The organism is Pontibacterium sp., assembly GCF_041587635.1.
Taxonomy (GTDB): domain Bacteria; phylum Pseudomonadota; class Gammaproteobacteria; order Pseudomonadales; family Balneatricaceae; genus Pontibacterium.
This window is the reverse complement of sequence record NZ_JBFGYC010000743.1, coordinates 1-1,258: the sequence shown is the minus strand read 5'-3', so window position 1 is coordinate 1,258 and position 1,258 is coordinate 1. Positions and strand designations below refer to the sequence as shown.

Here is a 1,258-nt window from a genome sequence, read left to right as displayed (position 1 = left end):
TCAGGCAAACGTAATGCAGAGTGCAGAGCTGGTCTGTTCTCAAATGTATTGACACGCTGTCCGCTAAAAAGATCTTTGATCTTTTCTTCTAGGTTATTTGCGCGGGCCAACTCGGTCAGTAGCTGCAAAGTTTCCGGAACAATCCTTTGTTTGGAAAAATCGATAAAGAGGTCTTGGTTACGAAATGAGAAACGTTTGTCGCGATTCTCGTCATTCTCGAACAAATGGTGCAGATGACTTTCTTCTATCGACGTTGAGTGGGCTTTCAACTGCTGCCACTCAGCACTCTGTGTGAGATCCATAGGTTATACGCTTAACTGCTTAATCAGAGCGTGGGTCTGCTCTTTGGTTTCAGGGTGTTTCAGGGCGTAGTTCAGAACGGCTTCTACGTAACCGGCTTTGTTACCACAGTCGAAGGTTTTGCCTGACATGCGATAAACACTCATGGCTTGTTCATTCAACAGTGTGTCCATGGCATCGGTAAGTTGAATCTCATCACCCGCGCCGGGTTGCGTGTCTTGCAACAGGTCCATGATTCGGGCAGGAAAAACATAACGGCCAACAACAGCAAGGTTGGAGGGTGCTTCTTCAGCGGTAGGTTTTTCTACGAACCCTGCCACAGCTGCACTGGTACCCGCTGCTGGAACGGCGCTGCAGTCAGCAATACCATATTTACTGATATCTTCATCTGCAACACGTTCGACCATCACTTGGGTGGCATTTTCGGCCGTGAAATTTTTTATCATCTGACTGAGGTCATGTGTTACACCCTCGTCGCAATCCACCAGTACGTCAGGCAGAAGAACGGCAAACGGCTCCGTACCCACTGCTGCTGCTGCACATAAGACGGCATGCCCCAGACCTTTCGCATCAGGCTGACGGATAGCCATTAGGGTGACGTCAGAAGGTAAAATGTCCTTCACTGATTCAAGAATGGCGGTCTTTCCCTTGCGCGCCAGTTCAGCTTCAATTTCGTAATGCTTATCGAAGTGATTTTCAATGGCCTCTTTGCCGCTACGAGTAATCAGAATAATTTCTTTGATGCCGGCGCGGACTGCTTCTTCTACTACCAGCTGAATAGCGGGCTTATCAACAACCGGCAACATCTCTTTAGGAATTGCTTTGCTGGCTGGCAGTACACGAGTGCCTAGTCCTGCGACTGGAATCACGGCTTTCCTGACCATTTAAAAATACTCCATTTGTAAGCGGTTTTAGCCATAGTATGCATTGTTTCAACCGCGTTAAAGAGGGTTTACGT

General features: G+C 48.0%; 1 protein-coding gene and 1 pseudogene. Both read right to left on the bottom strand.

Annotated elements, in window-relative coordinates:
- Positions 1-302: pseudogene (locus ABYW01_RS21350) on the bottom strand (glucose-6-phosphate isomerase); the annotation flags it as partial.
- 3 nt (positions 303-305) lie between these two features.
- The gene (gene galU / locus ABYW01_RS21345; protein WP_372836626.1) at positions 306-1,184 is read right to left on the bottom strand and encodes a UTP--glucose-1-phosphate uridylyltransferase GalU; all 879 of its coding nucleotides are present in this window, start codon (positions 1,182-1,184) and stop codon (positions 306-308) included.
- Positions 1,185-1,258: the final 74 nt, after the last annotated feature.